Here is a 25278-nt window from a genome sequence, read left to right as displayed (position 1 = left end):
CGGGTGTTCACGGTAGGTCGGCGCGTCCGCTTGACGGGGCAGGCGCGCCGACACTTTTTGGTTGATCTTGCAGCAATTCCACCCGTTCGGCCACCCGGACGGGACCCCGGTGATCAGGATCCGCGAGTATTGCGCGGTGGGGCGGAGGGTGCTGGCCACGGGAGTGGCGATCGAAGTCGTGCTGGTCGGGATCCTGCTGGCCTGGAAGCGGTTGGACGGCCTGGATCTGGACGTCTACCGGCTCGGCGCGCAGGCGTTCTTCGACCGCGGTGACCCGTACGGCCCATTGCCGCCTACGCGGAACGGAACACTCCTGCCGTTCACCTATCCGCCGTTCGCCGCGTTCGTTTTCGCGCCGTTGCTGGTGATTCCGCCCGATGTCGCGCTCGTCGGGATCACCGTCGTGTCCGTCGTCGCGCTCGGCGCCGTGCTCGCGTTGTGCTTTTCCCGGTACGACCGGCGGCTGCACGTGTTCGGCGGCGCCGCGCTGATCGTCCAGGCGGTGGCGTCGTTCAGCGAGCCGGTGCGCGCCACACTCGGGTTCGGGCAGATCAACCTGCTGCTCGTGCTGCTCGTCGCGGTCGACGCGCTCGCCCCGGTCCGCCGTCGCGGATTCCTGGTCGGCCTCGCCGCGGCGGTCAAGCTGACCCCGGCCGCGTTCGTGCTGTTCTTCTTGCTGCGCAAGGACTTCCGGGCCGCCGGGCGAGCGGTCGCGACGTTCGCCGCCTGCGCGCTCCTGGCGTGGGCGATCGCGCCGCAGGCCTCGGTCACGTACTGGACGAAACTGGTCTTCCAGGGCGAGCGGGTCGGCGACCCCGGCTACATCGGCAACCAGTCGCTGCACGGCCTGCTCGCCCGGCTCGGCGCGCCGACCTGGGCCTGGCTGGTCGCGGTGGCCGTCACCCTCGTCGTCACCGCGCTGGTGATGCGGCGCGCCGACGCCGTGGTGGCGTTGCTGGCGTGCGCGGTCGGCGCGCTGCTGGTCTCACCGGTGTCCTGGACCCACCACTGGGTGTGGGCGGCGCCGGTGATCGGGGTCCTGACGTGGCGAGGGCGGCGGTTCCGGCCGCTGGTGCTCGGAACCGCCGCCCTCGCGACAATGGTGTTCGTGGTCAGCCCGTTGTGGGACCACCGGAGCGTCTGGCCGCTCGCCGAGAGCTACGTCCTCACCGGCGTCCTGCTGCTCCTGGTGCTGGGACTAGGGCGTGTTTCGGAAGCGGCTTGCGTGGCGGTGCGGGTGGCGGAACCTGAGGCGGCCCCTGGCTGTGGGATCGCCTCCTCATGAACGCCAGTTCACCACGTCGGCGCTGTCCTCGCCAGGAACCACCTCAGAACCCGCGGCGGTGCCAGGTGACGGCCCACCGCAAGCGGCTCCGCCGCTTATAAGACAGAACCTAGTCGCCAAGCCGCTCGACGACCCACTCGATGCAGCTGGTCAGCGCCGTGACGTCGCCCGGCTCGATCGCGGGGAACATGCCGACGCGTAGCTGGTTGCGGCCCAGCTTGCGGTACGGCTCGACGTCGACGATGCCGTTGGCCCGCAGCACCTTGGCGACCTGCGCCGCGTCGACCTCGTCCACGAAGTCGATGGTGCCCACGACCTGCGAGCGCAGCGACGGGTCCTTCACGAACGGCACGGTGTAGCTGGTCTCCTCGGCCCACTCGTACAGCCGCGTCGAGGAGTCCTGCGTGCGCGACACCGCCCAGTCGAGCCCGCCGTTCGACAGCATCCACTCGATCTGGTCGGCCAGCAGGAACAGCGTCGCCACCGCCGGGGTGTTGTACGTCTGGTCCTTGCGCGAGTTGTCCAGCGCCGTGGTCAGCGACAGGAACTCGGGGATCCACCGGCCGCTGGAGCCGATCTTCTCGACCCGCTCGATGGCCGCCGGCGACATCAGCGCCAGCCACAGGCCGCCGTCGGAGGCGAAGCACTTCTGCGGCGCGAAGTAGTAGACGTCGAAGTCCTCGGCCTTGACCGGCAGGCCGCCTGCGCCCGAGGTGGCGTCGATCGCGACGAGCGCGCCCTCGCTGCCCGCGGGGCGGCGCACCGGCACCGCGACACCGGTCGAGGTCTCGTTGTGCGCCCAGCCGACCAGGTCCGCGCCCTGCTCGTAGGCGATCTCCGGGGCGCTGCCCGGCTCGGCCTTGACGACGATCGAGTCGCCCAGGAACGGCGCGTCCGAGGTCACCTTGGCGAACTTCGACGAGAACTCGCCGTAGGTGAAGTGCTGCGCACGCTCGTTCACCAGACCGAACGCGGCCGCGTCCCAGAACGCCGTGGTGCCGCCGTTGCCGAGCACGACCTCGTAGCCGTCGGGCAGGGAGAAGAGCTGGGACAGACCGGAGCGCACCCGTCCGACGAGGGACTTCACCGGCTTCTGCCGGTGGGAGGTGCCCATGTAGGCGGCGCCCTCGGAAGCGAGGTTCGCCAGCTGCTCCGCCCGGACCTTGGACGGTCCGCAGCCGAAGCGCCCGTCGGAGGGCTTCAGTTCAGCCGGAATGGTCAGCTCATCGGTCATGGACCCAGTCTCGCAGGTCGCGTTTCCGCCGCGTGACGGCGGTGGCGGGTCCCACTATGCGGTACGCCAGCCCTCCGGGTCGACGCCGCCGGGGACGGGCGCGGCCGGGTCGTACGGGGTGCGCGTGAAGACGAACGTCGCCAGGTCCAGGTGCCGCGGCGTGCCGTCGGTGTCGCGGCCGACGCGCAGCGTCTCGCCCGCGTAGTAGCCGTCCAGCCCGAGCCACTCGTCCGGCGCGACCGGGCGGAACCGGGACGCGCGGCCCATGCCGCTGACCGGGGCGAGGCTCAGCATGCCGCCCGGGATCAGCCGCAGGTGGTAGGGCGTCGGGCCCCAGTGCCACAGGCCGGTGAGGGTGAGCAGCGACCGGTCCACCTCGGACGGGCGCCACTCCTCGGGCAGGTTCGGCTCCTGCTCGTCGGCGATCGAGATCAGGTCGACCGCCAGTCCGAGGATCGCTGGGCCGGAGGTGGTGTTGGCGAGGGTCAGCGCGCCGGTGCCGGTGACCTCGTCGACCAGCGTGCAGGCGAGGAACCCGGGCATCGAGCCGGTGTGCCCGGCCAGCCGCCTGCCCTGGTGGCGCAGGACCTGCAGGCCGAGGCCGTACCCGGAGGTCCAGGTGTCGGCGTCGTCGACCGTGGCGACCGCGCGCATCTCGGCGACGGTGTCCGGGCTGAGCACGTCCGCGCTGTCGCCGCCGACGAACGCGGTCCACCGGGCCAGGTCGCGGACCGTCGACCACAGCTGCCCGGCCGGGGCCATCGCGCCGGCGTCCGGGCTGGGCTCGGGCAGCAGCAGGTCGGCGAACGGGTGCACCGCCCAGCCGCGCGCGTGCTTGCCGGTGGGGTGCGGCGTCGTGCGCGACATGCCCAGCGGTTCGAGGACCTCGCGGTTCAGCGCGGTCAGCCAGTCGGTGCCGCGGTGGCGGGCGATCAGCTCGCCGAGCACGCCGTAGCCGACGTTGGAGTAGTGGAACCGGCTGCCGGGGCGGTTCTTCAGCGCGTCCCGGGCGAGGCTCGCCTCGAGGCTGGCCCAGTCGCCGCCCTCGCTGCGCTCCCACCAGGAGCCGGGGGACTCCGACGTCAGTCCGCCGGTGTGCGAGAGCAGCTGCCCGACGGTGGAGGCGCCGAAGCTCGTGCCAGGCACGTGCTTGTCCAGCGGGTCGTTGAGGTCGAGACGGCCCTCGTCGCGCAGCCGCATCACGAGCGCGGCGACGATCGACTTGGTGATCGAGCCGAGGCGGTACTGGGTGTCGTCGTCGGGCGCGGCGCCGTCGACGGAGCCACGCGCGCCCCACCAGGCGACCTCGCCGTCGCGGACGACGGCGGCGACCATCGACGGCGCGCGGCCGTTCACCTGTTCCAGGGACAGGCGGCGGAGCAGGGCGAACTCGGTGCTGGGCAGCATGCCGTCATTCTGCCGCGCGGGGCGCGAGCAGCTCCGTGAGGGCGAACTCGAGCGAGCCGAGCAGGCGGCGGTGCAGCTCCGACCCGGGCGGGGCCTGCAGCAGGTGCTGGGCGAAGCCGTCGGTGAGGGCGACGACGACGTCGGCGAGCTTCCCCGCGTCCAGGTCGTCGCGGACGTGCCCGTGGCGCTGGGCCTGGCCGAGGAAGTCGGCGGTCTGCGCGCGCATGAACTCGTAGCCCTCGCGCAGGTGGTCCGCCCACTCCGGGAGGACCGCGGCGCGCGCCGCGAACGCGAGGACGACGATGACCTCGGCGCGGCGCTGGTCGTCCAGCGGCAGGGCCTCGGCGACGAGCGCGCGCAGCATGGTGAGCAGGTGGCCCTGCGGGACGCGCATCCAGCGCTGCTCGATGTACTCGCCGGTGAGGTCGAACGCGAAGCGGAACAGCTCGTCGCGGGTGGCGAAGTACTTCTGCACGGCCCCTGCGGAGAGCCCGGCCTCGGTGGCGACGGTGCGCACGCTGACCGCTTCGATGCCCTCCCTGGCGATCAGCCGGAGCACGGCTTCCGCGATCTCCCGGCGGCGCTGCTCGCGGTCCACGATCTTGGGCACGGTTGCCATCCTAGGTTCGGCGGGATGGCGCGCATGATCGAGAGAATCCACACCGGCACGGCTCCGTTCGTCCGTTTCCCCGACGGCACCGAGCCGCCGCTGTCCCAGGCCATGCGCGCCGGCGACCTGGTCTTCACCTCCGGACAGGGGCCGCTCGACCCGGCCACGCACGAAATCCGGCCGACTTCGACGCCCAGGTGCGAGATCGACGGAGTCGCCGAAATCGTTTGACCGCGCGCGTTAAGATACGATCGTATCTTCAAAACCTGGGGGTTGCGATGGCGCAGGGGAAACGCCGCGCGAGTCAGAACGAGCTGGCCGCGGCCTTGACGCGCGGGCCGGTCGAGGTCCTGGACTTCTTCCTGCCCCTGTGGGCGGGCAGCGCGCTGGGCGCGAGCGCGGCCGGGGTGGGGGCGCTGACGGCGCTGGAGACCCTGGTGTCGTTCGTGGTGCGGCCGCTCGCGGGGGTGCTGGCCGACCGCTTCGACCGCGGACGGCTGGCCGCCATCGGCGCTGTCCTCTATGGACTGTCGTTCGCCGGGTACGCGGTCACTCCGGGGCTGGGGCCGGCTTTCGCGGCCGCGGTGCTCGGCGGCGCTGGCGGGGCGATCTTCTGGGTGGCGCTGCGCGCCCGTGTCGGCGAAGGGCTCGACAACGACAAGGCCGCGTTCAGCAAACTGTTCTCCGCCGAGGGCGCTGGCACGTGGATCGCCTTCGTCGCCGCCATGTCCCTGGTGCCGCGCATCGACTACCGCGGCGTGTTCTGGCTCGGCGCGGCCGCCTGTGCCGTCGCGGCGGTGGTGATGCTCGCGCCGACGGGTCCGGCCGCGCCGCGGACGACCGGGCAGGGGTTCGGGCAGCTGGGCAGGCGGTTGCGGCCGATGCTGCTGCTCGTGGTGATCACCGCGCTCGCCGAAGCGGGCGTGGCCCTGTTGCTGCTCATGCACCTGCAGCGCGGGCACCACCTGGAGCTGGGCGAGATCGCCGGGGTGTTCCTGCCCGGGTTCATCGTCTACACGACACTGCCGGAGTACCTGCACAAGGTGACCGGACGGCTGGGCCGCACGACGGTGCTGTCGCTGGCGATGGGGTGCAGCGCGGTCTTCGCGGCAGGACTGTCGTTCGCGCCCAACCCGGTGGTGCTGGCCGGGATGTGGGTGCTGTCGGCGGCCGCGTTCGCCGCGGCGATCCCCGTCGAGCAGGAGATCGTGGCCGAGGCCGCGGGGGTGAGCCTCGGCCGGGCGATGGGCATCTACGAGAGCGCGACGCTGCTCGGCGCCACCATCGGCGCCTTCACCGCCGGCCTGCTCTACGGCACCGGCTCCGGCTGGCGCGCGGCCTGCCTCGGCGCGGCCGTGATCCTCCTGGCCGGCGCGGTCCTGGTGCGCCCGGTGCTGCGCGCGGTGACGGCGCGCGGCGAAAAGGCCCCGGAACCGCAGTGATCCCGGGGCATTCCGCGACGGACTACAGCGGCTTGACCGCCGACCAGCCCTCGACCTCCTCCGGCGAGCGCGGGCCGGGGCCGACGTAGCTCGCCGAGGGGCGGACGAGCCGGCCGGTCTGCTTCTGCTCCAGGATGTGCGCCGCCCAGCCCGCGGTGCGCGCCGAGGTGAACATGGCCGGCATCATGTGCGTCGGGACCTGCGCGAAGTCCAGAATGACCGCCGCCCAGAACTCGACGTTCGTCTCGATCGCGCGGTCCGGGCGCCGCTCGCGCAGCTCGGCCAGCGCGGCCTGCTCCAGCGCCTCGGCCACCTCGTACCGCGCGGCGCCCAGCTCGCGGCACGTCCGCCGCAGCACGCGGGCCCGCGGGTCCTCCGCCCGGTACACCCGGTGCCCGAAGCCCATCAGGCGCTCCTTGCGGTCGAGGATCCCCTTGACCACCTTGCGCGCGTCGCCTTCCTTCTCGACCGCCTCGATCATCGGCAGCACCCGCGCGGGCGCGCCGCCGTGCAGCGGGCCCGACATCGCGCCGATCGCGCCGGACAACGCGGCCGCGACGTCGGCGCCCGTCGAAGCGATCACGCGCGCGGTGAACGTCGAGGCGTTGAGGCCGTGCTCCGCCGCCGACACCCAGTACGCGTCGACGGCCTTGACATGCGCCGGGTCCGGCTCGCCGCGCCAGCGGATCATGAACCGCTCGGTGATCGTGTGCCCCGCGTCCACCGCGGACTGCGGCACGGCAGGCACCCCGACGCCGCGCGCGGACTGCGCCACGTACGACAGCGCCATCACCGAGGCGCGCGCGAGGTTGTCCCGCGCCTCCTCGTCACTGATGTCCAGCAGCGGCCGGAAACCCCAGATCGGCGCGACCATCGCGAGCGCGGCCTGCGCGTCGACCCGGACGTCGCCGGTGTGCACCGGGATCGGGAACGGCTCGGCGGGCGGCAGGCCGTTGCCGAAGTGGCCGTCGACCAGCAGGCCCCACACGTCGCCGAAGCTGACCTTGCCTGCCAGGTCTTCGATGTCCACGCCCCGGTAGCGCAGCGCGCCGCCGTTGCGGTCCGGCTCGGCGATCTGGGTGCGGAAGGCGACCACGCCTTCCAGACCGGGCTTGAACCCGTCGTCCGGTTCAGTGTTGTTCGCAACGGGCGCTGAGGTAGTCACTGGTGAAACCTTTCGCTGCGCATTCTTCCCCGACATGGAGTTGTTACGCGCGCGTGACGCGCTCGGGGGCGCCTCGTCGCACGGTGACCACACCATGCCCCTCGAACGGCGTAGGGGCAATCGAAGAATGCGGTGGTTTCGGTCACGATTACGAGAACGATTCAGCCGGATGGGCCGTTCGCACGTAAATCCTGTGTTTCGCGCCTGCGTGTCGCCGTCCACGCGGTGATAGACCTGAGCCCATGCACCTGAGCCCCCAGGAGCGCGACAAGTTGCTGGTCCACGTCGCCGCCGACGTGGCGCGGAAGCGGCTGGAGCGCGGCGTGCGCCTGAACTACCCGGAAGCCGTCGCGCTCATCACCGACCACGTCCTGGAGGGCGCCCGCGACGGCCGCACGGTCGCCGAGCTGATGTCCAGCGGCCGGTCCGTGCTGTCCCGGGAGCAGGTGCTCGACGGCGTGCCCGAGATGGTCGACTCGGTCCAGGTCGAAGCCACCTTCCCGGACGGCACGAAGCTCGTCACCGTGCACGACCCGATCGTCTGAGGAGCACCGAGTGCGTCCAGGAGAGATCATCCCGGCGGAATCACCCGTGGAGCTGAACCCGGGTCGCCCACGCGTGCGGTTGCGGGTGAGCAACACCGGTGACCGTCCGCTGCAGGTCGGCTCGCACTACCACTTCGCGGTGACGAACCCGGCGCTCGAATTCGACCGGGCGGCCGCGCGCGGTCACCGCCTGGACATCCCCGCCGGCACCTCCGTCCGCTTCGAGCCGGGCGTCGAGCGCGAGGTCGGCCTGGTGCCGCTGGCGGGCCGCGGCGTGGTGCCGGGCCTGCGGAAGGACGCCGAGTGACCAGCATCGACCGCGAGCGCTACGCCGAGCTGTTCGGGCCCACGACCGGAGACCGGATCCGGCTGGCCGACACCGATCTGCTCATCGAGGTCACCGAGGACCGCAGCATGGGCGACGGCTCCGGCGACGAGGTGCTCTTCGGCGGCGGCAAGGTGATCCGCGAGTCGATGGGCCAGGGCATGGCGACCCGCGCCGAGGGCGCGCCGGACCTGGTCATCACCGGCGCCGTCGTGCTCGACCACTGGGGCGTGGTCAAGGCCGACGTGGGTGTGCGCGACGGCCGGATCGTCGGCATCGGCAAGGCGGGCAACCCGGACACCATGGACGGCGTCGACCCGGACCTGGTGATCGGCCCGGCCACGGAGGTCCTGTCCGGCAACGGGAAGATCCTCACCGCGGGCGGCGTCGACTGCCACGTCCACTTCATCTGCCCGCAGCTCGTCGACACCGCGCTGGCCTCCGGCCTGACCACGCTCGTCGGCGGCGGCACCGGCCCGTCGGAGGGCACCAAGGCCACCACGGTCACGCCGGGGCCGTGGAACCTGGCCCGGATGCTGCAGGCGATGGACGGCCAGCCGGTCAACGTCCTGTTGCTGGGCAAGGGAAACACCGTCCGGCCGGAAGCGCTGCGGGAGCAGCTCGCGGCCGGCGCCGGCGGGTTCAAACTGCACGAGGACTGGGGCACCACGCCGGCCGCGATCGACGCGTGCCTGTCCGTGGCCGACGAATCCGGTGTGCAGGTGGCGATCCACACCGACACGCTCAACGAGGCCGGGTTCCTGGAGTCCACTGTGGACGCGGTGGCCGGCCGGTCGATCAACGCCTACCACACCGAGGGCGCGGGCGGCGGGCACGCGCCGGACATCATCAAGGTCGCCGGGCTGCCGAACTTCCTGCCGTCGTCGACCAACCCGACCCGCCCGCACACGGTCAACACCCTTGACGAGCACCTCGACATGCTCATGGTGTGCCACCACCTCAACCCGTCGGTGCCGGAGGACCTGGCCTTCGCCGAGAGCCGGATCCGGCCGAGCACCATCGCGGCCGAGGACGTGCTGCACGACCTCGGCGCGATCTCGATGATGAGCTCGGACTCGCAGGCGATGGGCCGGATCGGCGAGGTGATCATCCGCACCTGGCAGACCGCGCACGTGATGAAACGCCGCCGCGGCGCGCTGCCCGGCGACGGTGCGGCGGACAACCTGCGGGCGCGTCGCTATGTCGCCAAGTACACGATCAACCCGGCCATCGCGCACGGGATGGACGGCGAGATCGGTTCGGTCGAGGTCGGCAAGCTCGCCGACCTGGTGCTGTGGGAGCCGAAGTTCTTCGGCGTCAAGCCGCACGTCGTGCTCAAGGGCGGGTTCGTCGCGTGGGCCGCGATGGGCGACGCCAACGCGTCCATCCCGACGCCGCAGCCGGTGCTCGCGCGGCCCATGTTCGGCGCCGCGCCGTCCGTGGCCGCCGCGAGCAGCCTGTACTTCGTCGCGCCGGAGGCGCTCGGCACCGAACTTCCGGTGACCCGCGCGCTGGTGCCGGTGAAGAACGTGCGGCGGGTGACCAAGGCCGACATGGTGCTCAACGACGCGCTGCCGGACATCCAGGTCGACGCGGACAGCTTCGCCGTGCACGTGGACGGCGAGCTGATCGAGCCGCAGCCGGTCGCCGAACTGCCCATGGCCCAGCGGTACTTCCTGTTCTGATGGGCATCTCCGCGATCCTGCTTGCCGACTCCCGGTTCCCGGGCGGCGGCCACGTGCACTCCGGCGGGCTGGAGGAAGCCGTGGCGCGCGGCCTGATCCGCGAGGTGCGCGACCTGCCGGGCTTCCTGCACGGTCGCTTGTGGACGGCCGGGTACCTCGCCGCCGCCTTCGCCGCCGCGTCCGTCGGGTGCAGGCAGTGGACGCGGCTGGACGAGGAGCTCGACGCCCGCACGCCGTCCCCGGCCCAGCGCGCGGCCTCACGCGCCCAGGGCCGCGGCACCGCGCGCGCCGGTCGCATCGCCTGGCCGTCCCCGGTGATCGACGAGCTGCTGGCCGCCACCCCGCGCCCGCACCACCCGATCATCACCGGCGCGCTCACCGGCGTCTCCGGGGGCACGCCGCGGGACGCGGCGCTGACCGTCGCCTACCTCGCGGTCAGCGGGCCGGCGAGCGCGGCGGTCCGGCTGCTGGGGTTCGACCCGTTCGCGGTGAACGCGGTGGTCGCGGCGCTCGCGCCCGACCTGGAAGCCGTGGCGGACAAGGCGGCCGGCTGCGCCGGGACCGACCCGGCGCGGCTGCCGTCCCCGGGATCACCGGCGCTGGACCTGCTCGCCGAAGCACACCTGCGCCACCACCAGGAAGAGGTGCGTCTCTTTGCCAGCTGAACACGGACACGGGCACGGCCACGTGCACCCGGTCAACTTCGACCCGACGGCCACCGAACCCGACCGCTACGAGGCGCCGCCGTCCCGCGGCCGGGCCTTCCGCATCGGCATCGGCGGGCCGGTCGGCAGCGGCAAGACCGCGCTGACCGCCGCGCTGTGCCGGGCGCTCGGGGACGAGATCGACCTCGCCGTCGTGACCAACGACATCTACACCACCGAGGACGCCGACTTCCTGCGCAAGGCCGGGGTGCTCGACCCGGCGCGCATCGAGGCCGTGCAGACCGGCGCCTGCCCGCACACCGCGATCCGCGACGACATCACCGCCAACCTGGACGCGGTGGAACGGCTGGAGGAGCGGTTCCCCGGCCTGGAGCTGGTGATCATCGAAAGCGGCGGGGACAACCTGACCGCGGTGTTCAGCCGGGGCCTGGCGGACAGCCAGATCTTCGTGGTCGACGTCGCGGGCGGGGACAAGGTGCCGCGCAAGGGCGGGCCGGGCGTCACGACGGCCGACCTGCTGGTGATCAACAAGATCGACATCGCCCACCTGGTCAACGCCGACATGGACGTGATGACCTCCGACGCCCACCGCATGCGCGGGGAGCTGCCGGTGATCACCCAGTCGCTGGTGCGCACGCCGGACGCGCCCGACGTGGCGGCCTGGGTGCGCAAGCAGCTCGCCGGGTGAAGGCGCACGCCCGGCTCGTGGCCGAGGTCGCCGGCGGGCGGACGGTGCTGCGGGAGCTGAAGTCGATGGCGCCGCTGACCCTGGTGCCGCGGCGCGCGTCCGGTCCCGCGGCCCAGGTCCACCTGGTCAACTCGGCGACCTCCCCGCTCGGCGGGGACGAGCTGGTGCTGGAGGTCTGCGTCGGGCCGGGCGCGGACCTGCGACTGTCCGGCGTCGCCGCGACGCTCGCGCTGCCCGGCCCTGCCGCGGCGGCCAGCAGGTCGTCCGTGCGGGTCGAGGTCGGCGCCGGTGGGTCGCTCGCGTACCTGCCGGAACCGACCGTGGTCACCGCGCGGGCCCGGCACACCGCGGAGCTGATCGCGACCCTGGACGGGACCGCACGTTTCCGCACGCGCGAGGTGCTGGTCCTCGGCCGCGCGGGTGAAGCACCCGGACGGCTCACCACGTCGCAGCGCGTCACCTCGGGCGGCAGGCCGGTGCTGGACCAGACCCTCACCGTCGGCGACCCGGCCCTGGACGCCAGCGCCGCCGTCCTCGCCGGGCGCCGCGTGCTGGCGACCGAGCTGCTGGTCGGCGACGAGGTGGTGGAGCCGTCGAGCGGCGACTGGTGGGCGGTGACGCCGCTGCCGGTCGCGGGGCACCTGATCACCGCGCTCGCCCCGGACGCGGTCACCGCCGAGGAGCTGCTGGGCCGTGGCAGGTGTCACCGTTCGCTGGCTTTCGGAGTGGCCCCCCAGGCCCTAACGTGAGCTGTTACGGGTGAGTAAGCGGGTCGGAGGTTGGCACATGCCAGAGGTCGAAAACATCGACGACGTTGCGGTACGCCTTCCCGGCATGCGGGTGGCCTACGACGGCAAGGCGCTGGACGAGGCCGACCTGGCCGGCAGCTGGACCGAGCAGCTGCAGGACTGGCTGAACGAGGCCATCGCCGCCGGGGTCGCCGAAGCCAACGCCATGGTGCTGGCGACCGCCGACGCCGAAGGTCGACCGTCCTCCCGCACCGTGCTCTGCAAGGGCCTCGACGAGCGCGGTGTCGTGTTCTACACGAACTACACCTCGAAGAAGAGCCACGACCTGACCGTGACCCGGTACGCGTCGGCGACCTTCCCCTGGTACGCGCTGCAGCGGCAGGTGACCGTGCGCGGCGAGGTGGAGAAGGTCGACGTCAAGGAGACCGCCGAGTACTGGAAGCAGCGCCCGCGCGGCTCGCAGCTCGGGGCCTGGGCGTCGCCGCAGTCGAAGGTCGTCACGAGCCGCCGGGACCTGGACGTCGCGCTGTCCTCGATCGAGCGCCGCTTCGGCGACGTCGAGGAGGTGCCGCTGCCGCCGCACTGGGGCGGGTGGCGCATCCGGCCCGAGATCGTCGAGTTCTGGCAGGGGCAGCAGAACCGGCTGCACGACCGGCTCCGGTACGTGCGCACCCAGGACGGGTGGCACATCGAGCGCGTCGCCCCCTGACCCGTGCCGACCGCGGATCTCGCCGCCGCGAGTTCTGCGTTCCCGCCCTGCTGCCGGCGAGCTAAATCACCAGCGCTGTTTAGTTAGCGCGGCTAAACTGGTCGGTTGTGAGTGTCGAGGCGGGGTCACAACGGGGTAAGAAGCGCAAACTGCTGAAATCGGTCGTTGTGGACGTGCGGCCGCTGCGCACACCCGCCTTCCGGCGCCTGTTCACCGGCACCGCGATCACCGCGATCGGCAGCCAGCTCACCACCGTCGCCGTGCCGAAGCAGGTCTTCGACCTCACCGGCTCGTCCGGGTACGTCGGCCTGACCGGCATCGTCGCGCTGGTGCCGCTGCTCGTTTTCGGGCTGTGGGGCGGCGCGATCGCCGACACCGTCGACCGCCGGAAGCTGCTCATCGTCGGCAACACCGGCATCGCCGTCGTGTCCGCCCTGCTCTGGGCGCAGGCGTTCTTCGACGTCGGCTCGGTGTGGCTCGTCTTCGTGCTCCTCGCGTTCAACCAGGCGTTCTTCGCGATCAACATGCCGACCCGCAGCGCGATCGTGGCCCGGCTGATCGAACCGGAACTGCTGCCCGCGGCGGCCGCGCTGTCCGGCACCGTCAACACGTTCGGCATGGTGTTCGGGCCGATGGCCGCCGGCGCCCTGATGCCGGTGATCGGCCTGCCCACGCTCTACCTCATCGACACGATCGCCTTGGTCATCGCCCTGTACGCGGTCTGGCGGCTGCCCCCGCTGCCGCCGCTGTCCGGCACCGTCCGGGCCGCCGGGCTGAAGGACGTCCTCGACGGCTTCCGCTACATGGGCACCCAGAAGGTCCTGCTCGCCTCGTTCGTCGTGGACATCATCGCCATGGTCGCCGGCATGCCGCGCGCGTTGTTCCCGGAGATGGCCGAGCGGACGTTCGGCGACCCGCCCGGCGGTGGCCTCGCCCTGGGCTGGCTGTACGCGGCGATCCCGATCGGCTCGGTGGTCATCGGGCTGTTCTCCGGCTGGCTCGGCCGCGTCCGCAGGCAGGGCGTCGCCGTCACGATCGCGATCTGCGCCTGGGGCCTGGCCATCGTCGGGTTCGGGCTGTCGAGCTCGCTGTGGCTCGCCGTGGTGTTCCTGTGCCTGGCCGGCGCGGCGGACATGGTCAGCGCGATCTACCGGCAGGCGATCCTGGTGATGGCCGCGACCGACGAGATGCGCGGCCGCATGCAGGGCGCGTTCACGGTCGTCGTCGCGGGCGGGCCCCGGATCGCCGACCTCACGCACGGCTGGACCGCGGCCGCGGTCGGCACGGCCGCCGCCGCGACCGGTGGCGGGGTGCTGGTCATCGTGTTCATCGCGATCGCCGTCGCGCTGCTGCCGGCGTTCTGGCGCTACCGGGCCGCGGCGGTCGCGAAGTAGGACGGGAACTGACCTGCTCGGCTCCTACCGTTCGCGGTATGAGCTCCGTCGACACCAATCAGCCCGAGGGCACCCCGACCTGGATGGCCCTCACCGCCCCCGACCTCGCGCGCGCCACCGCGTTCTACCGCGCCGTGTTCGGGTGGACCACGCGCGACGACCTGTTCCTGCTGGGCGACCGCGTGGCCGCCGGGTTCGCCGAAGGCGCCCCGGCCTGGACGACGTACCTCGCGACCGCCGACTGCGACGCCACCGCCAAGCGGGTGCGCGCCGCGGGCGGGCAGGTCGTCGAGGGTCCCGCCGAATTCGGCGACCGCGCCCGGATCGCGCTGGCGGTGGACCCGGTCGGCGCGCGGTTCGGGTTGTGGCAGGGGCGTGAGCTGCCCGGCTGCCAGGTGGTCAACGAGCCCGGCTCGCTCGTCCGCAACGACCTGACCACCGCGCGGCCAGAGCACGCCCGCGCCTTCTACCCGCAGGTGTTCGGCTTCACGCTGGACCGCAACGCCGACCTGCCCGAGCTGGACTTCACGTTCCTCCGCCGCCCCGACGGGCACGAAGTCGGCGGGATCATGGGCGTGCCCGGCCCCGCCGACTCCAGGTGGTCCACGACGTTCGAGGTGGCCGACACCGACGAGACGATCGCGCGGGCGCTCGCGGCGGGCGGGAAGTCCACCGAACCGGAGGACTTCGTGTACGGCCGCATCGCGACGATCACCGATCCGTCCGGAGTGGACTTCGGCGTGATCACCCGGCCCTGAACGCTTCCGTCCCCGCCTGGACGCGGTGCGGCTCCAGCAGCGAACGCTGCCCCGCGGCCCGTTCGATCAACGCGTCGAAATCGACTCCAGGGACCCGGTCGGCGAGCCCGGCCAGGTCCCGCAGCGTGGTCCACAGCTGCTTCTTCCCGTCGATCCCCATGGTCAGCACTTCCAGTTCCAGGAAGCGGCTCAGCGGTGAGTACGCCAGCAGCCGCCCGTTGGGTTTGAGGCGGGCGAGCCGCTCGGCCCCGAACACCGCGGCCGTCTTGAGCGGGTTCTGGCGCACGCCGAGCTGGTCCATGATCGACCGGAAGGTGTCCACGTCCTCGGCGATCTCCGTCGCCACGTCCGCGAGTGCGTCACCCACTTCGGTGCCGCGGTTGTTGCCCGCGGCCCGCCGGGCCAGCTCACGCCAGCCGATGCCGAGCGCGAGCTGGTCGTTGAGGTAGATCGCCAGGTAACCGTCCACGGTTCCGGTTACCCGGTGCCCGGCCGGTCACGCGTGCCACCGGGGCCGGAGGACGTCGGGATCGTCCTCCGGCCCCCCGCGGGCGCGGCGCGCGGGCGCTCGGCCATTCGGCGGTGCCCCTTCGAAAGCCGTCGACGCACCGGTGTTACCCCCCAGCGTTGATCCAAACGGCGGGCATTACCCCGAAAGCGTGGCCGGGCAATCCGGATTGGGGCACACTTCTCGGGCATGACTGAGGTGAACGCTACTCAGGAACCGGCCCTCAAACGGGTCATCGGCCCGAAGCTCCTGCTGTTCTTCGTGGTCGGGGACATCATCGGCACCGGCGTCTACGCCCTGACCGGGCAGGTGGCCGGACGCGTCGGCGGCGCGCTGTGGCTGCCCTTCCTGCTGGCCTTCGTGGTCGCGTTCATGACCGCGTTCAGCTACCTCGAACTCGTCGGGAAGTACCCGAAAGCGGCGGGCGCCGCGCTCTACACCAACCGCGCCTTCCGCATCCCGTTCCTGACGTTCATGGTCGCGTTCGCGGTGATGTGCTCGGGGATCACGTCCGCGTCCTCGGCCGCGATCGCGTTCGCCAACACCTACCTGAAGGAGTTCGTCGACCTCCCTGGCTGGCTGATCGCGCCGCTGTTCATCGTCGGGCTCGCCGCCATCAACTTCCGCGGCGTGAGCGAGTCCGTGAAGACGAACCTGGTGCTCACCTGCATCGAGGTGTCCGGCCTGCTGATCATCATCGGTGTCGGCGTGTGGGCGGTGCTCAACGGCTCCGGCGACGCCGGCCGCCTCGTCGAGATCGACACCGCCGACCAGACCGCGCTCGTCGCCATCACCTCGGCGACCTCGCTGGCGTTCTTCGCGATGGTCGGGTTCGAGGACTCGGTCAACATGGCCGAGGAGTGCCGCGACCCGGTGCGCATCTTCCCGAAGGCGATGCTGTGGGGCATGGTCGTCGCGGCCACCATCTACGTGCTGGTGTCGCTGACCTCCTCCCTGCTGGTGCCGGCCGACGAGCTGTCCGCCGCGAAGAGCAACGCCCTGCTGAAGGTGCTCGACGTCGGCGCGCCCGGCTTCCCGCGCGAGGTGTTCTCCGCGATCGGCCTGTTCGCGGTCATCAACTCGGCCCTGATCAACATGCTGATGGCCAGCCGCCTGCTCTACGGCATGTCGAACGAGCGGATCATCCCGAAGGTGCTCGGCACGGTGCACCCGCTGCGCCGCACGCCGTGGGTGTCGATCTTGTTCACCAGCCTCATCGCGATCGTGTTGGTGTCCACCGTGGACATCGGGGTGCTCGGCGGCACGACGGCGCTGTTGCTGCTGCTGGTGTTCGCCATCGTCAACATCGCCGTGCTGGTGCTGCGCCGGGAGAAGGTGGACCACCCGCACTTCCGCGCGCCCACCATCATCCCGGCGCTGGCCGCGGTGTTCTGCCTGTACCTGGTGAGCCCGCTGTCCGGCCGGCCGGCGCGGGACTACGTGATCGCGGCGATCCTGCTCGGCGTCGGCCTCCTGCTGTGGGTGGTCAACTGGTTCGCGATGCGTGCTTCAGGAACCAAGGATCGTGCGCCGACAGCACCGTGACCTCGTCGCCGTGGTCGCGCACCAGTTCGCGCAGCCGCCGGTGGTTCTCCCGCCGCGCGCCGGACACGGTCTCCACCCGGGCCTCGAACCACGCGAGGCCCGGGGTGGCGTGCGGGCGGGCCGGGTCGATCTGGCCGTGGTGGAAGAACGCGTCACCGGCGTGCAGCAGCCAGCCGTCGCCGGTGTCCACCGCCACCCCGGCGTGCCCGCGCGTGTGCCCGCCGAGCGGGACCAGCAGGATCTCGGGCGGCAGCCCCTTCAGCTCCCGCACCGCGCCGAAGCCGAACCACTCCTCGCCGGTGTCCGCGTAGCTGCTCCACTGTGGACCGTGCGCGAAGTGGACCTGCTTGTACCGCAGGCGTTCCTTCGCGTCGCGCGGTGATTGCAGGGCCCGCAGTTCCTCGGCGTAGACGTGCACGGTGGCGTGCGGGAAGTCGACCAGCCCGCCCGCGTGGTCGAGGTCGAGGTGCGTCAGGACGATGTGCCGGACGTCCTCGACGTCGTAGCCGAGCCGCCGGACCTGCTCGGCGGCGGTCTCCGCCACCGACGTCCGCATGCCGACCATGCGCACGAAATTCGCGCCCAGCCACTCGGCGGCGCGGTCGACGGCCGGCGACCCCACGCCGGTCTCGATCAGCACCAGCTCGGCGCCGGTGTCGACGAGCAGGCAGTGGCAGACCAGCTCGGCGCGGTGCAGGAACCCGCCGCGGCCGTCGATCAGGCGGCCGCCGAGCGGGCGCATGGTTCCGCAGTTGAGGTGGTGGACCTTCAAGGCAGCTCCCGTTCGAAGGTGGCGCGCATGTGCTCGCCGACGGCGTGCAGCGGCGCGAGGTCGTGCTGGGTCTTGGCCAGGAGCAGGGCGCCCTCGATGGCGCTGAGCGCGATGGTCGCCAGCGTCGCCGCCTTCTCGGCCGCGATGCCCTGTCCAGTGAGGTACTCGGTGATGACGGCGTGCCAGGACGTGTACCCGTCCGTGCACGCCTGGCGGATCGGTTCGCTGTCGCCGGCGTCGAGCGCGACCGTCGCGATCGGACAGCCGGACCGGTAGCCGGAGTCGACGAGGTTGCGGCCCAGCGCGTCGATCACTCGCGTGATGGCCGTCGCGGCGTCGGGCGCGGAGTCGAGCGTCGAACGCAGCAGGGCTGCCATGTTCTCGCTGGAGAACGCGACCGCCTCGGCGGCCAGCTGCTCCTTGCCGCCCGGGAAGTGGAAGTAGAGCGAGCCCTTCGGCGCGCCACCGGCGCTGACCAGCTGGTTCAGCCCGGTCGCGTGGTAGCCCTGCGTGTGGAACAGCTCCGCGGCCGAGGCGACCATGCGGTTGCGGGTGTCGGTTCTCCGGACCATGCCGATCACCGTAGCCCAAACTATGACGACCGGTCTAGTTAGTTCTCCGGGCGCTATGTTCGTCGCATGGCCAACCCCACGGGACAGCAGTTCGAGATCACCCGCGGCAACGCGCGCGCCGTCGTCACCGAGATCGGTGCGGGCCTGCGGGCGTTCGAGATCAGCGGCGTGCCCTACCTGGAGACCTTCGCCGAGGACGAGCACCCGCCGAAGGGCGCCGGGCAGATCCTGCTGCCGTGGCCCAACCGGACCAAGGCCGCGCGCTGGACCTACCAGGGCGAGGAACAGCAGCTGGAGGTCACCGAGGAGGCCCGCGGCAACGCGATCCACGGCCTGACCCGGCACCGCGAGTGGACGCTCGTCGAGCACGCCGAATCGTCGATCACGTTCGAGATCGAGGTCGGGAAGCAGCCCGGGTGGCCGGTGCCGCTGCAGGCGCGGATCACCTACGACCTGGCGCCGCGCGAGCTGACCGTCACCCACGAGATCCGCAACGAGGGCGAATCCGCCATCGGGGTCGGCGTCGGCGCGCACCCGTACTTCCGCATCGGCGACGTGCCGACCGACGAGCTGACGCTGACCCTGCCGGCGACCCGGGTGCGCCCCTACGTGGGTGACCAGCAGCTGCCCTACGGCGACGAGCAGGACACCGCGGGCACCGAGTACGACTTCCGCGAGGGCCGGGTTCTCGCCGAGGTCGACCTGGACACCGCGTTCGGCGGTCTCGTCGCGGCCGAAGACGGCCGGTTCCACCACGTGCTGTCCCACGGCGAGCGCAGCGTCGACGTGTGGGCCGGGCCGGACTTCGGCTGGGTGCAGGTGTTCACGCCCACCGACCTGGTCGGCCGCGGCCGCGCCGTCGCGATCGAGCCGATGACCTGCCCGGCCGACGCGCTGAACTCCGGCACCGACCTGATCGAGTTGGAGCCGGGCGGCTCGTGGACCGGCAGCTGGGGCATCCGCGTCCATGGCTGACCCGGTCAGACTTGGCACAGCGGACGCGGGCGAGCTGCTGACCCTGCAGCGCGCCGCGTTCGTCACCGAGGCGCGGGCGCACCGGAGTCTCGACCTGCCGCCGCTGGTCGAGACCCTCGACGAGCTGCGTGCCGTGCTGTCCGATCCGGACGTGGTCACGTGGGGCATCCGCGAGTCGGGGCGGTTGGTCGCGAGTGTCCGGATCCGTCTGCGGGGTGAGGTGGGCGAGGTCGGCCGGCTGGTCGTCGCGCCCGACCGCCAGGGCGCGGGACTCGGCTCGGCGCTGATGAAGGCCGCCGAGGACCGGCTGCCGCCGGAGGTGCGGGTGCTGCGGCTGTTCACCGGCGAGCTCAGCGAAGGCCCGCTGCGCCTGTACGCCCGGCTGGGATACGTCGAAACCGGACGAACCCCCGAGGCGCACTACCACCTCGTGCACCTGGAGAAGCGGTTCCGTTAGCGTGGCTGACCATGGTGAAGGCGATTGTTGGCGGATACGTGGTGCCGGTCGAGGGTGACCCGATCGACGGCGGCACGGTCCTGGTCGAGAACGGCAGGATCACCGCGGTCGGCACGGCCGCGGAGGTCGACGTCCCGGAGGACGCGGAGCTGGTGGACGCGTCGGGCACCTGGGTGCTGCCCGGGTTCGTCGACGCCCACACCCACCTCGGCGTGCACGAGGAGGGCGAGGGCTGGGCCGGCAACGACACGAACGAGATGACCGACCCGAACGGCGCCCGCTTCCGGGCGATCGACGGCATCGACCCGTTCGAGATCGGCTTCGACGACGCCCTCTCCGGTGGGGTCACCAGCGTGGTGATCAAGCCCGGTTCCGGCAACCCGATCGGCGGGCAGACCGTTGCGGTGAAGACGTGGGGCCGCACCGCGCTCGACATGGTCTTCGACGAGGCGGTCAGCGTGAAGAGCGCGCTGGGCGAGAACCCGAAGCGCGTGTACGGCGACAAGCAGCAGACGCCGTCGACCAGGCTCGGTGTCGCGGCGATCATCCGCGAGGCGTTCACGAAGGCCCGCAACTACGCGGCGCAGCGCGACCACGCGCGGGCCGAGGGCAAGCCGTTCGACGTCGACCTGACGCTGGAAACCCTGGCGAAGGTCCTCGACGGCGAGCTGTACTGGGACCAGCACACCCACCGCGCCGACGACATCGTGACCGCGATCCGGCTCGCCGAGGAGTTCGGCTACAAGCTGGTGGTCAACCACGGCACCGAGGGGCACCTGATCGCCGATGTGCTGGCGGAGAAGGACGTCCCGGTGATCCTCGGGCCGCTGTTCACCACGCGGTCGAAGGTCGAGCTGCGGAACCGGACGCTGCGGTCGGCCGGCATCCTGGCGCGGGCCGGGGTGAAGATCGCGATCACCACCGATCACCCGGTGGTGCCGATCAACTTCCTCGTCTACCAGGCCGCGCTCGCCGTGAAGGACGGGCTGGACCCGGAGACCGCGCTGCGGGCGCTGACGGTCAACCCGGCGGCGATGCTGTCGCTGGACGACCGGATCGGCTCGCTGAAGCCGGGCCTGGACGCCGACATCGTGCTGTGGTCGGGCGACCCGCTGGACGTGATGAACCGCGCCATGCGGGTCTTCGTGCGCGGCCAGGAGGTCTACCGCTTCGACGACACCAGCGGCGAAGGCGTGGTGACGCCGCGCCGCTACGCGGAGTAGGTCCCGCGGGCGCCGCGCCCTCGAAGGTGGGACTCGCGGGTCTCGCGAGTCCCACGATCCACGATCCGCCACGCGAGTCCCGTGCTCAGCGGCGCTGCGATGGCTCACGCTCGCCGCGCCCCGCCCTCGCGGAACTCATGCCCGCGAGGGCCGCGCGAGTCCCGCGCTCCGCCGCGCGAGGTCTGCGTTCAGCCGCCCGAGTCGCACACGCAGCGGCGCCGCATCGGCTCAGGCGCGCTTCAAATAACGCGCGATCACCATGCGCTGGATCTGGTTGGTGCCCTCGAAGATCTGCGGCACCTTCGCCTCCCGCATGTAGCGCTCCACCGGAAAGTCCCGCGTGTAGCCGGCGCCGCCGAGGACCTGGACGGCGTCGGTGGTCACCTTCATCGCCGCGTCGGTCGCGATCAGCTTCGCGACCGACGCCTGGCGGCCGAACGGCATCCCGCGGTCGCGCCGCCGCGCCGCGTCCAGGTACGTCGCGCGCGCCGAGTCGACCGCGGCGGCCATGTCGGCGAGCAGGAACTCCAGCCCCTGGAAGTCGATGATCGGCTTGCCGAACTGGGTGCGCCCCTTCGCGTACGCGACGGCCTCGTCGAGCGCCGCCTGCGCCAGACCCACCGCGCAGGCGGCGATCCCGAGCCGTCCGGAGTCCAATGAGGACAGCGCGATGCGCATCCCGGCGCCCGCCGGGCCGATCAGCCGGTCGGCGTCCACCCGCGCGTCGGCGAAGATCATCTGCGCCGTGGTCGACCCGGTGAGCCCCATCTTCCGCTCCGGCGGCGCCGCGGACAGGCCCGGCGTGCGGCCGTCCACCAGCAGGCACGAGATCTCGGACTCGCCGGTGCGCACCATCGTCGTGTAGAAGTCGGCCTCGCCGCCGTGCGTGATCCACGCCTTCGTGCCGTTGACGACGTACTGGTCACCGTCCAGCCGCGCCCGCGTCGACAGCGCCGCCGCGTCGGACCCGGCGTGCGACTCCGACAGCGCGTACGCACCCAGCAACTGCCCCTCGAGCATGTCCGGCAGCCACCGGTCGCGCTGCTCGTCGGTGCCGTAGTGGGCCAGCGCGTAGCAGGACATGGTGTGCACGGACAGCCCGACGCCGACCGACATCCACGCGGCCGCGATCTCCTCCAGGACCTGCAGGTACACCTCGTACGGCACCTCGCCGCCGCCCCAGCGCTCGGAGTACGGCAGCCCGAGCAGGCCCGACTTGCCGAGCAGCCGGAACTGCTCGCGCGGGAAGCGCTCGGCCTCCTCGTACTCGGCGGCGAGCGGCTTGAGCTCGTCGCGGGCCAGTTCCGTCGCCAGCGCGAGCAGGTCCTCGTACTCGCGGCCGGGGAGCAGGCGGTCGACCGGCATCTTCGCCTCCGGGGGTGTACTCAAAACAGTACTCTGTAATCGTCTCCAGTACAGCACATACGGTGGTCCGATGACCAGTCGCGAGGCGCTACGACCCCCGGGCGGCAAGGCGCTGACCGCCCGGCAGCGGGCGCTGCTCGCCGAGCTGGAGGAGTTGTTCCTGGTCGAGGGCTTCGTCCACTTCACGCTCGACGACCTGGCCGCGAAGACGCACTGCTCGAAGTCGACGCTGTACGCGCTGGCGCCGAGCAAGGAACAGCTCGCCGTCCGCGTCGTGGCGCACTACTTCAAGGGCGCCGCCGACCTGCTCGACGAGCGGACCGCCGGCATCGAGGACGCGCGCGAGATCATCGGCGTCTACCTCAGCGGCATCGCCGAGTACCTGAACCGGGCGTCCCCGGCGTTCATGCGGGACATCAACGACTTCGCCCCGGCGCGCGCGGCCTACGAGCTGAACAGCAGGGCCGCGGCGGCGAAGATCCGGTCGTTCATCGCCAAGGGCGTCGCGGACGGGGTGTTCCGGGACGTGCACGCGACGCTCATCGCGGAGATGGCCGCGGTGCTCGTCGAGGCCATCCAGACCGGGGTGGTCGGCTCGCGGACCGGGGTGTCGGACGCGGAGGCCTTCACGGCGTTGTCCGAACTGTTGCTCGGCGGGCTAGCATCTCGCCCGTGATCGTGGTGGGTGGTGAGGCGCTGGTCGACCTGGTGCCGGGTGCCGAGAAGACGAACGACGGCCTGACGTCCCTGGTGCCGCGCCTCGGCGGCGGCCCGTACAACGTGGCCCTCGCGGCCGGGCGGCTCGGCACGCCGACCGCGTTCCTGTCCCGGATCTCGTCCGACCGCTTCGGCCAGGCCCTGCGGGACCGGCTGACGGCGTCGAACGTCGACATATCGATGGTGCAGGAGGGTCCGGAGAACACGACCCTCGCCGTGGTGGCGCTCGCGCCGAACGGGTCGGCGAGCTACACCTTCTACACCGAGGGCACGGCCGACCGGCTCGTCGCCGACCCGGGCCCGCTGCCCGAGGACGTCACCGTGCTGTGCCTGGGCACGCTCGGCATGGTCCTGGAGCCCGGCGCCACCAGTTACGAGACGGTGCTGCGCCGCGAAGCCGCCCGCGGGGTGCTGACCGCGCTGGACCCGAACATCCGGGCCGACCTCATCGCCGACGCCGACGCCTACCGCCGCCGGTTCACCTCGTGGCTGCCGGACGTGCGCCTGCTGAAGCTGTCCGACGACGACGGCGAGTGGCTGGCCGGCGCCGCCGGGCTGGACGCGGCGATCAAGTCGTGGCTGGACGCCGGGGTCGACGCCGTCGTCCTGACCCGCGGCGGCGACGGTCTGGCCGTCCACACCGGATCCGTGACCGTTTCGGTACCGTCCGCGCCCGCGCAACTGGTGGACACGATCGGCGCCGGCGACACGGTGCAGGGCGCGCTGCTGTCGTGGCTGCACGATCGGAATGTGGGCACGCTCACGGATCTGGGTGAGTCCGGCTGGCGCGAGGCCTTGACTTTCGCGGCCAAGGCTGCGTCCATCACCGTCTCGCGGAGTGGCGCCGAGCCGCCCACCGCGGCCGAGATGGTGTGAACCTGATCCCAACGGTTTGCTCTAGGTAACACAATGGCTGCGCGAAGGCCCGTTGTTCGACTAGCGTAATGGGAGAATTAATACCCCAGCGGGGCGGTGTGCGCGGACGATTTCCGGTCACGCGCGTTCACGAAGCTGCCTGTGTGACCTGCAGGAGCTGCCGGCCCGTGTGACCGTGAGAGGGACGACCTGCATGTCCGACGCGACTGCGGCGACCGGTGGCGGCACCGTATCGCTGCGCCTACCGACTGGCGAGCACGAGCTGAAGGTTGTCAATGCCGTCGAGGGTGCTCCCGGCATCGAGCTGGGGAAGCTGCTGGCGTCGACCGGGTACATCACGTACGACCCGGGGTTCGTCAACACCGGGTCGTGTTCCTCGGCCATCACCTACATCGACGGTGACGCCGGGATCCTCCGCTACCGCGGCTACCCCATCGAGCAGCTGGCCGAGCGCTCCAGCTTCCTCGAGGTCTCCTACCTGCTGATCTACGGCAACCTGCCGACCCAGGCGCAGCTGGACGACTTCACCCAGAAGATCAACCGGCACACCCTGCTGCACGAGGACCTCAAGCGCTTCTTCGACGGCTTCCCGCGTGACGCGCACCCGATGCCGGTGCTGTCCTCCGCGGTGTCCGCGCTGTCCACCTTCTACCAGGACTCGCTCAACCCGTTCGACGAACCGAACGTGGAGCTGTCCACCGTCCGGCTGCTGGCCAAGGTGCCGACGCTGGCGGCGTACGCCTACAAGAAGTCCATCGGCCAGCCGTTCCTGTACCCGGACAACTCGCTGGGCCTGGTGGAGAACTTCCTGCGGATGACGTTCGGCCTGCCCGCCGAGCCGTACGAGGTCGACCCCGAGGTCGCCAAGGCGCTGGACCTGCTGTTCATCCTGCACGCCGACCACGAGCAGAACTGCTCCACGTCGACGGTGCGGCTGGTCGGTTCGTCCGAGGCGAACCTGTTCGCGAGCATTTCGGCCGGGATCATGGCGCTGTTCGGGCCGCTGCACGGTGGCGCCAACAGTGCGGTGCTGGAGATGCTGAACGGCATCAAGGCCGAGGGCGGTGACGTGGCGAACTTCGTCAACCGCGTGAAGAACAAGGAAAAGGGCGTGCGCCTGATGGGCTTCGGCCACCGGGTGTACAAGAACTACGACCCGCGCGCCAAGATCATCAAGCGCACTGCGGACCAGATCCTGGGCAAGCTCGCGCCGAACGACGAGCTCCTGGACATCGCGAAGCGCCTCGAGGAGACCGCGCTCTCGGACGACTACTTCATCGAGCGCAAGCTCTACCCGAACGTCGACTTCTACACCGGGTTGATCTACCGCGCGCTCGGGTTCCCGACGCAGTTCTTCACGGTGCTGTTCGCGCTCGGCCGGCTGCCCGGCTGGATCGCGCACTGGCGCGAGATGATCAACGACCCGCAGACGAAGATCGGCCGCCCGAGGCAGATCTACATCGGCGAGAAGGAGCGCGAGTACACCGCGATCTCCGAGCGCTGAGTCTGCTGCGTTCCCTGACGGCGCGTCCCTGGCGGGGCGCGCCGTTCTTGTTTTCCGGGAGAGGCGTATTGGCGCGGTTGGCCCATTGATGCGGCTACCGGTG

Annotated in this window: 27 protein-coding genes; 19 read left to right on the top strand and 8 right to left on the bottom strand. The window is 71.4% G+C overall.

Annotated features, from left to right (window positions below):
- Nucleotides 1-61 precede the first annotated feature (61 nt).
- The gene (locus AMY39116_RS0306450; RefSeq protein ID WP_235716072.1) at nt 62-1285 is read left to right on the top strand and encodes a glycosyltransferase 87 family protein; all 1224 of its coding nucleotides are present in this window, start codon (nt 62-64) and stop codon (nt 1283-1285) included.
- A 109-nt stretch (nt 1286-1394) separates the two neighbouring features.
- On the opposite strand, the gene serC is transcribed toward AMY39116_RS0306450, so the two are convergent.
- From serC to AMY39116_RS0306435, 3 genes are read right to left on the bottom strand one after another with little or no spacing between them, the layout of a single operon-like run.
- Nucleotides 1395-2519, bottom strand: coding sequence for a phosphoserine transaminase (serC, locus tag AMY39116_RS0306445; RefSeq protein WP_020416879.1), 1125 nt, complete (start codon nt 2517-2519; stop codon nt 1395-1397).
- A 54-nt stretch (nt 2520-2573) separates the two neighbouring features.
- Nucleotides 2574-3926 (bottom strand): serine hydrolase, encoded by a 1353-nt coding sequence (locus tag AMY39116_RS0306440; protein WP_020416878.1) that lies wholly within the window; start codon nt 3924-3926, stop codon nt 2574-2576.
- A 4-nt stretch (nt 3927-3930) separates the two neighbouring features.
- Nucleotides 3931-4545 (bottom strand): TetR/AcrR family transcriptional regulator, encoded by a 615-nt coding sequence (locus AMY39116_RS0306435; RefSeq protein ID WP_027935691.1) that lies wholly within the window; start codon nt 4543-4545, stop codon nt 3931-3933.
- 15 nt (nt 4546-4560) lie between these two features.
- On the opposite strand from AMY39116_RS0306435, the gene AMY39116_RS0306430 reads away from it, so the two are divergent.
- Together AMY39116_RS0306430 and AMY39116_RS0306425 are read left to right on the top strand one after the other, a co-directional pair.
- A complete protein-coding gene (locus AMY39116_RS0306430; RefSeq protein WP_020416876.1) occupies nt 4561-4767 on the top strand; it encodes a hypothetical protein in 207 nt (68 codons plus the stop codon).
- Between the two features lie 47 nt (nt 4768-4814).
- Nucleotides 4815-5978, top strand: coding sequence for an MFS transporter (locus tag AMY39116_RS0306425; protein ID WP_020416875.1), 1164 nt, complete (start codon nt 4815-4817; stop codon nt 5976-5978).
- Between the two features lie 22 nt (nt 5979-6000).
- Here AMY39116_RS0306425 and AMY39116_RS0306420 read toward each other — a convergent pair whose 3' ends face one another.
- Complete coding sequence (locus AMY39116_RS0306420) at nt 6001-7143, bottom strand: citrate synthase 2 (RefSeq protein ID WP_027935690.1); 1143 nt, start codon at nt 7141-7143, stop codon at nt 6001-6003.
- Nucleotides 7144-7385: 242 nt separating this feature from the next.
- Between AMY39116_RS0306420 and AMY39116_RS0306415 the strand changes: the two genes are divergently transcribed.
- From AMY39116_RS0306415 to AMY39116_RS0306375, 9 genes are all read left to right on the top strand, one after another.
- Nucleotides 7386-7688: an urease subunit gamma gene (locus AMY39116_RS0306415; protein WP_020416873.1), complete on the top strand. Its 303-nt coding sequence runs from the start codon at nt 7386-7388 to the stop codon at nt 7686-7688.
- Between the two features lie 10 nt (nt 7689-7698).
- Entirely contained in the window at nt 7699-7995 is a 297-nt protein-coding gene (locus tag AMY39116_RS0306410; RefSeq protein ID WP_027935689.1) for an urease subunit beta, read from the top strand.
- Nucleotides 7992-9698 carry an urease subunit alpha gene (locus AMY39116_RS0306405; protein ID WP_020416871.1) on the top strand — a complete coding sequence of 569 codons (1707 nt, stop codon included), beginning with the start codon at nt 7992-7994 and terminating at the stop codon, nt 9696-9698. The genes AMY39116_RS0306410 and AMY39116_RS0306405 overlap by 4 nt, the downstream gene beginning before the upstream one ends.
- The gene (locus tag AMY39116_RS0306400) at nt 9698-10363 is read left to right on the top strand and encodes an urease accessory protein UreF (RefSeq protein ID WP_020416870.1); all 666 of its coding nucleotides are present in this window, start codon (nt 9698-9700) and stop codon (nt 10361-10363) included. Before AMY39116_RS0306405 ends, AMY39116_RS0306400 begins: the two co-directional genes overlap by 1 nt.
- A complete protein-coding gene (gene ureG, locus AMY39116_RS0306395) occupies nt 10353-11051 on the top strand; it encodes an urease accessory protein UreG (RefSeq protein ID WP_027935688.1) in 699 nt (232 codons plus the stop codon). Before AMY39116_RS0306400 ends, ureG begins: the two co-directional genes overlap by 11 nt.
- Nucleotides 11048-11800 (top strand): urease accessory protein UreD, encoded by a 753-nt coding sequence (locus AMY39116_RS0306390; RefSeq protein ID WP_020416868.1) that lies wholly within the window; start codon nt 11048-11050, stop codon nt 11798-11800. Before ureG ends, AMY39116_RS0306390 begins: the two co-directional genes overlap by 4 nt.
- A 37-nt stretch (nt 11801-11837) precedes the next feature.
- Nucleotides 11838-12509, top strand: a complete 672-nt coding sequence (pdxH, locus tag AMY39116_RS0306385; protein WP_027935687.1) for a pyridoxamine 5'-phosphate oxidase — start codon at nt 11838-11840, stop codon at nt 12507-12509.
- Between the two features lie 107 nt (nt 12510-12616).
- On the top strand, nt 12617-13903 hold the full coding sequence (locus tag AMY39116_RS0306380) for an MFS transporter (protein WP_027935686.1): 1287 nt from the start codon (nt 12617-12619) through the stop codon (nt 13901-13903).
- Nucleotides 13904-13941: 38 nt separating this feature from the next.
- The gene (locus AMY39116_RS0306375) at nt 13942-14661 is read left to right on the top strand and encodes a VOC family protein (RefSeq protein WP_020416865.1); all 720 of its coding nucleotides are present in this window, start codon (nt 13942-13944) and stop codon (nt 14659-14661) included.
- Here AMY39116_RS0306375 and AMY39116_RS0306370 read toward each other — a convergent pair.
- The gene (locus AMY39116_RS0306370; RefSeq protein ID WP_020416864.1) at nt 14648-15130 is read right to left on the bottom strand and encodes a hypothetical protein; all 483 of its coding nucleotides are present in this window, start codon (nt 15128-15130) and stop codon (nt 14648-14650) included. The genes AMY39116_RS0306375 and AMY39116_RS0306370 overlap by 14 nt on opposite strands.
- Nucleotides 15131-15358: 228 nt before the next feature.
- On the opposite strand from AMY39116_RS0306370, the gene AMY39116_RS0306365 reads away from it, so the two are divergent.
- Nucleotides 15359-16714 carry an APC family permease gene (locus tag AMY39116_RS0306365; RefSeq protein ID WP_020416863.1) on the top strand — a complete coding sequence of 452 codons (1356 nt, stop codon included), beginning with the start codon at nt 15359-15361 and terminating at the stop codon, nt 16712-16714.
- On the opposite strand, the gene AMY39116_RS0306360 is transcribed toward AMY39116_RS0306365, so the two are convergent.
- Nucleotides 16656-17486, bottom strand: a complete 831-nt coding sequence (locus AMY39116_RS0306360; RefSeq protein ID WP_027935685.1) for an MBL fold metallo-hydrolase — start codon at nt 17484-17486, stop codon at nt 16656-16658. The genes AMY39116_RS0306365 and AMY39116_RS0306360 overlap by 59 nt on opposite strands.
- Nucleotides 17483-18058 carry a TetR/AcrR family transcriptional regulator gene (locus AMY39116_RS0306355; protein WP_020416861.1) on the bottom strand — a complete coding sequence of 192 codons (576 nt, stop codon included), beginning with the start codon at nt 18056-18058 and terminating at the stop codon, nt 17483-17485. The genes AMY39116_RS0306360 and AMY39116_RS0306355 overlap by 4 nt, the downstream gene beginning before the upstream one ends.
- Nucleotides 18059-18124: 66 nt before the next feature.
- Here AMY39116_RS0306355 and AMY39116_RS0306350 point away from each other — a divergent pair, with 66 nt between their 5' ends.
- The 3 genes from AMY39116_RS0306350 to AMY39116_RS0306340 are packed head-to-tail and all read left to right on the top strand — an operon-like array spanning nt 18125 to nt 20713.
- Entirely contained in the window at nt 18125-19033 is a 909-nt protein-coding gene (locus AMY39116_RS0306350) for an aldose 1-epimerase family protein (RefSeq protein ID WP_020416860.1), read from the top strand.
- Nucleotides 19026-19490: a GNAT family N-acetyltransferase gene (locus tag AMY39116_RS0306345; RefSeq protein WP_020416859.1), complete on the top strand. Its 465-nt coding sequence runs from the start codon at nt 19026-19028 to the stop codon at nt 19488-19490. Before AMY39116_RS0306350 ends, AMY39116_RS0306345 begins: the two co-directional genes overlap by 8 nt.
- Before the next feature lie 11 nt (nt 19491-19501).
- Entirely contained in the window at nt 19502-20713 is a 1212-nt protein-coding gene (locus tag AMY39116_RS0306340) for an amidohydrolase (protein ID WP_027933879.1), read from the top strand.
- A gap of 228 nt (nt 20714-20941) precedes the next feature.
- On the opposite strand, the gene AMY39116_RS0306335 is transcribed toward AMY39116_RS0306340, so the two are convergent.
- Entirely contained in the window at nt 20942-22078 is a 1137-nt protein-coding gene (locus tag AMY39116_RS0306335) for an acyl-CoA dehydrogenase family protein (RefSeq protein ID WP_020416857.1), read from the bottom strand.
- A 70-nt stretch (nt 22079-22148) separates the two neighbouring features.
- Between AMY39116_RS0306335 and AMY39116_RS0306330 the strand changes: the two genes are divergently transcribed.
- From AMY39116_RS0306330 to AMY39116_RS0306320, 3 genes are all read left to right on the top strand, one after another.
- Nucleotides 22149-22754 (top strand): TetR/AcrR family transcriptional regulator, encoded by a 606-nt coding sequence (locus AMY39116_RS0306330; protein ID WP_020416856.1) that lies wholly within the window; start codon nt 22149-22151, stop codon nt 22752-22754.
- A complete protein-coding gene (locus AMY39116_RS0306325) occupies nt 22751-23671 on the top strand; it encodes a carbohydrate kinase (protein ID WP_020416855.1) in 921 nt (306 codons plus the stop codon). Before AMY39116_RS0306330 ends, AMY39116_RS0306325 begins: the two co-directional genes overlap by 4 nt.
- A gap of 193 nt (nt 23672-23864) precedes the next feature.
- The gene (locus AMY39116_RS0306320) at nt 23865-25175 is read left to right on the top strand and encodes a citrate synthase (protein ID WP_020416854.1); all 1311 of its coding nucleotides are present in this window, start codon (nt 23865-23867) and stop codon (nt 25173-25175) included.
- Nucleotides 25176-25278: the final 103 nt, after the last annotated feature.

It is taken from the genome of Amycolatopsis sp. ATCC 39116 (assembly GCF_000231075.2).
GTDB classification, from domain to species: domain Bacteria; phylum Actinomycetota; class Actinomycetes; order Mycobacteriales; family Pseudonocardiaceae; genus Amycolatopsis_E; species Amycolatopsis_E tucumanensis.
Note: the sequence above shows the minus strand (reverse complement) of the source record. Positions and strands in the feature narration are given on the sequence as shown.

Coding starts and splice junctions, on each gene's coding strand:
- serC (WP_020416879.1), bottom strand. CDS start 2,519: ATGACCGATGAGCTGACCATTCCGGCTGAACTGAAGCCCTCCGACGGG.
- AMY39116_RS0306440 (WP_020416878.1), bottom strand. CDS start 3,926: ATGCTGCCCAGCACCGAGTTCGCCCTGCTCCGCCGCCTGTCCCTGGAA.
- AMY39116_RS0306435 (WP_027935691.1), bottom strand. CDS start 4,545: ATGGCAACCGTGCCCAAGATCGTGGACCGCGAGCAGCGCCGCCGGGAG.
- AMY39116_RS0306430 (WP_020416876.1), top strand. CDS start 4,561: ATGGCGCGCATGATCGAGAGAATCCACACCGGCACGGCTCCGTTCGTC.
- AMY39116_RS0306425 (WP_020416875.1), top strand. CDS start 4,815: ATGGCGCAGGGGAAACGCCGCGCGAGTCAGAACGAGCTGGCCGCGGCC.
- AMY39116_RS0306415 (WP_020416873.1), top strand. CDS start 7,386: ATGCACCTGAGCCCCCAGGAGCGCGACAAGTTGCTGGTCCACGTCGCC.
- AMY39116_RS0306400 (WP_020416870.1), top strand. CDS start 9,698: ATGGGCATCTCCGCGATCCTGCTTGCCGACTCCCGGTTCCCGGGCGGC.
- pdxH (WP_027935687.1), top strand. CDS start 11,838: ATGCCAGAGGTCGAAAACATCGACGACGTTGCGGTACGCCTTCCCGGC.
- AMY39116_RS0306375 (WP_020416865.1), top strand. CDS start 13,942: ATGAGCTCCGTCGACACCAATCAGCCCGAGGGCACCCCGACCTGGATG.
- AMY39116_RS0306365 (WP_020416863.1), top strand. CDS start 15,359: ATGACTGAGGTGAACGCTACTCAGGAACCGGCCCTCAAACGGGTCATC.
- AMY39116_RS0306355 (WP_020416861.1), bottom strand. CDS start 18,058: ATGGTCCGGAGAACCGACACCCGCAACCGCATGGTCGCCTCGGCCGCG.
- AMY39116_RS0306350 (WP_020416860.1), top strand. CDS start 18,125: ATGGCCAACCCCACGGGACAGCAGTTCGAGATCACCCGCGGCAACGCG.
- AMY39116_RS0306345 (WP_020416859.1), top strand. CDS start 19,026: ATGGCTGACCCGGTCAGACTTGGCACAGCGGACGCGGGCGAGCTGCTG.
- AMY39116_RS0306340 (WP_027933879.1), top strand. CDS start 19,502: ATGGTGAAGGCGATTGTTGGCGGATACGTGGTGCCGGTCGAGGGTGAC.
- AMY39116_RS0306335 (WP_020416857.1), bottom strand. CDS start 22,078: ATGCCGGTCGACCGCCTGCTCCCCGGCCGCGAGTACGAGGACCTGCTC.
- AMY39116_RS0306330 (WP_020416856.1), top strand. CDS start 22,149: ATGACCAGTCGCGAGGCGCTACGACCCCCGGGCGGCAAGGCGCTGACC.
- AMY39116_RS0306320 (WP_020416854.1), top strand. CDS start 23,865: ATGTCCGACGCGACTGCGGCGACCGGTGGCGGCACCGTATCGCTGCGC.